This is a genomic window from Bartonella sp. AP9QHHD (genome assembly GCF_042195625.1).
Taxonomy (GTDB): domain Bacteria; phylum Pseudomonadota; class Alphaproteobacteria; order Rhizobiales; family Rhizobiaceae; genus Bartonella.
On sequence record NZ_JBHIOP010000112.1, the window covers coordinates 1 to 2793 of the forward strand.

3 protein-coding genes and 2 pseudogenes are annotated in these 2793 nt (G+C 41.5%); all 5 read right to left on the minus strand.

Annotation, left to right across the window (positions count from 1 at the left end):
- Window positions 1–393 (minus strand): annotated as a pseudogene (locus ACFIK4_RS09425) (hypothetical protein); the annotation flags it as partial.
- Between the two features lie 11 nt (window positions 394–404).
- Entirely contained in the window at window positions 405–785 is a 381-nt protein-coding gene (locus tag ACFIK4_RS09430; RefSeq protein WP_375612646.1) for a hypothetical protein, read from the minus strand.
- Between the two features lie 11 nt (window positions 786–796).
- Window positions 797–1177, minus strand: coding sequence for a hypothetical protein (locus ACFIK4_RS09435; protein WP_375675820.1), 381 nt, complete (start codon window positions 1175–1177; stop codon window positions 797–799).
- A 20-nt stretch (window positions 1178–1197) separates the two neighbouring features.
- The gene (locus ACFIK4_RS09440) at window positions 1198–2325 is read right to left on the minus strand and encodes a N4-gp56 family major capsid protein (RefSeq protein ID WP_375628271.1); all 1128 of its coding nucleotides are present in this window, start codon (window positions 2323–2325) and stop codon (window positions 1198–1200) included.
- Between the two features lie 92 nt (window positions 2326–2417).
- Window positions 2418–2793, minus strand: a pseudogene (locus ACFIK4_RS09445) (hypothetical protein); the annotation flags it as partial.

The window sequence follows — 2793 nt, forward strand, 5'->3', positions numbered from 1 at the left end:
TCCTTGCTGCTCTGATGATAACAAAGGCTCTAAAGAAACATGGTCCTTACACTCCAATGCAAACTTATGATGTTGATCAGAGCTTAGATAAACGTTTTTTATTTTAACAGCTGTTTCAATAGGGCGGGTAGCGCTTGCATCATAAACACCTTGTCCCGCCCGTGTCTCAAACACCACATCACGGCTTTCGTTAAAGTAAAAGGTCTCCCGTTCACAAAAACGAATGGCTGCAAAAATGCTTTCTTGGATTTGTTGAACATACTCATCGGCTATGTCATCAATCTCATCTTGAATGACCGACACTAAGTGCGAAAGTGTTCTCTTATGACGATAAACATCTCGCTTTACAGGTATCGGTCCTCCAGTCTTAACCCGAATATAATGACGTGTCATCAAAATACCTCTCAGTGATTAGTCACGAATTCAACGACTATACTTGCTTGCCCAGCTTGTACTGTTTTGTCCGCTTTAGCATAGAGAGTGACCTCTTCATCATAAGGGACAAATTCCTTCTGATTGGTGGGCTTAACCTCTTTTACTGCCTGTTGTTTGATTTCCGCTTCACCAAACTCAGTCCCTCCAGCAGTGCTGCCTATTTTGACCTTTGTGTCCGAAAATGCTGTCTTAACAAACACTTTAATCGAAGTAATCAAAGCACCACGAGGGAGGGTGCCTATCTTCATCACCTTTTCTTTATCTTCATAGCTAAAATTAAGCCGCAAAAAGCTTACCTGCTGGGTATGAAGATTTCTCCCTTGCAAGGGCTGTGGTAAATAATCTGCCATGTCTTATCCCCTCAATGATTTGTTACGAATTGCACAACCACAATACATTCACCAGCATCGGTGGTTTTGTCTCGTGTTGCATAAAGGGTCATCTCCTTATCATCTGCAACAAAAGACTTTTGATCTGTTGGCGTAAAATCTTGCGTGCCTTGGGCTTTGATGTCTTTTTCACTGAACTCATTGCCGCCATAGGTGCTGCCTATCTTTAATTTTGCCTCAGAAAATGCCGTCTTGACGAACGCTTTTATTGAAGTGATCAAAGCGCCACGGGGTAATATCCCAATTTTCTCCGTAAGATGCTTATCTTTATGCGAGATATTTAACCGCAAAAAACTTACCTGTTGGGTATGTAGATTTCTGCCCTGTAATGGAGGGGGTAATTGATCTGCCATGTCTTGTTTCCTCCCTATGATTAATTATCAGGTTCACCACTGTAGGTGGGGATAACAATCGTTCCAAAATCTTGCGCTGCTTGAGAGCTATTTGGAAATTTGAAACGGGTTTTCTTCATGCCAATCAGTGTTTTCGCAGACAAACCATAGTAACGTTGATAGTCGAAATGCTCTTCCACCAATTTATAGCGATTGACATTGCGATTATTTCCAAAAGCCATAACGATACTTTGTGCTCCAAGAAAAACAGCACGACGCACACTTTTTTTCGCTGTATGATCGGTAGATTTAACCCCATGGGTGACATGTTCAGATTCACGTAAAATCACACCATTATACATGCCTAAAGAACCATCAAAGATTGGGTTTTGCGCACGAGAGCCTGTGTAAGCAGCTTTCTGAATATCAAGCCACTGTCCAGTCTCTGTATTGGTGCGCAATTGCATCACTTGTGTTGGGTGCAAATAGAGAACATAAACACTCTCCCCATTCACACGTACTGGTCGAATTTTGGGATTAGCAAGTTTCGCCATTTTTACAGCTTCGTCAATAAGCTTCAAACTAAAGCTGTGTTTTGGCGCTTCACTGAGATCTTCATCCTTGGTTTTACCATCTGGACGGATAATTCGCTTACTACTTGGTGCCAGAGGTTCATTAAATCCATAATGCACATTCTCGATATCTATCATCCGATCTTCAAAAGAGATTGTCCTTGCTGTATATCCGCAAGCTTGAATGAAAAACATCAAGCTTAAGCGATCTGCATACCAATCAACTAAGCCATCTTTTGCTTCGTCACGCAAATCAAACGTTGTACGTTGTTGCGCTATACTACCTTCATTTTCTACACGAACTGCATGCGAAAGCTCGTCAATATATAGTCTGTCATGAAGGAATTGTAATGCCTCTTCATTCCCCTCAAGCGTCTGTCCTGAGGTAACTCCCCGTCCCAAAAGCTGTGTACGTAAGCTAAATGTAACACAATCCCCTCTGCCCTTCTGTGTTTCAGTTTTAAGTTGAATAATGCTGTTTGAACCCTTGCCTATAAGGGGGGCAATAGGTATCGCCTTTGAAACTTCTGTATTTAATAATTTTGACCACGTGCTTATCGCATGAGGATCATCTGCTCTAACTGTTGTTAATGCCATTGATTTTACCTTTCTTTGCTGTAAAAAAAACCGGCTTAAAAGCCGGACCATAACCCTGCATAAAACAGGCTAATTTCTATAAAAATGCACTCTTAATACCCGTTACCAGCACCATGCAATTGCCGAAAAATTGCTTTATTTTTCGGATTTGATATCCAAGCGTCAAATTCTTCTTCTGACATCCTATCAATGCTTGCTAAAGTGATTGGTCCAACACTGCCCCCTCCACCAGATGCCGTTAAGGTTCTCGCAGAATTCTGCCGGCTTTGAAGCGCAGCAACTTGATTATTCGCTTGTAATGCTTGGTTCTGATAGCCAAGATTTTGCGCTATTCTATAAATCTCTTCTGCCGGATTGAGATCTCTTTGTGCACAAGTCGCTACAAGAGCATGCAATTGATCTCTTATAATCGCATCTATTGTGTTTTGTTGTCCATACTCAGGATAAAGTGATGACCAAGAACTCAAT

Bases quoted from the DNA above. Each gene is read 5' to 3' on its own strand.
- ACFIK4_RS09440 (WP_375628271.1), bottom strand. From the start codon at position 2,325: ATGGCATTAACAACAGTTAGAGCAGATGATCCTCATGCGATAAGCACG.
- ACFIK4_RS09430 (WP_375612646.1), bottom strand. From the start codon at position 785: ATGGCAGATTATTTACCACAGCCCTTGCAAGGGAGAAATCTTCATACC.
- ACFIK4_RS09435 (WP_375675820.1), bottom strand. From the start codon at position 1,177: ATGGCAGATCAATTACCCCCTCCATTACAGGGCAGAAATCTACATACC.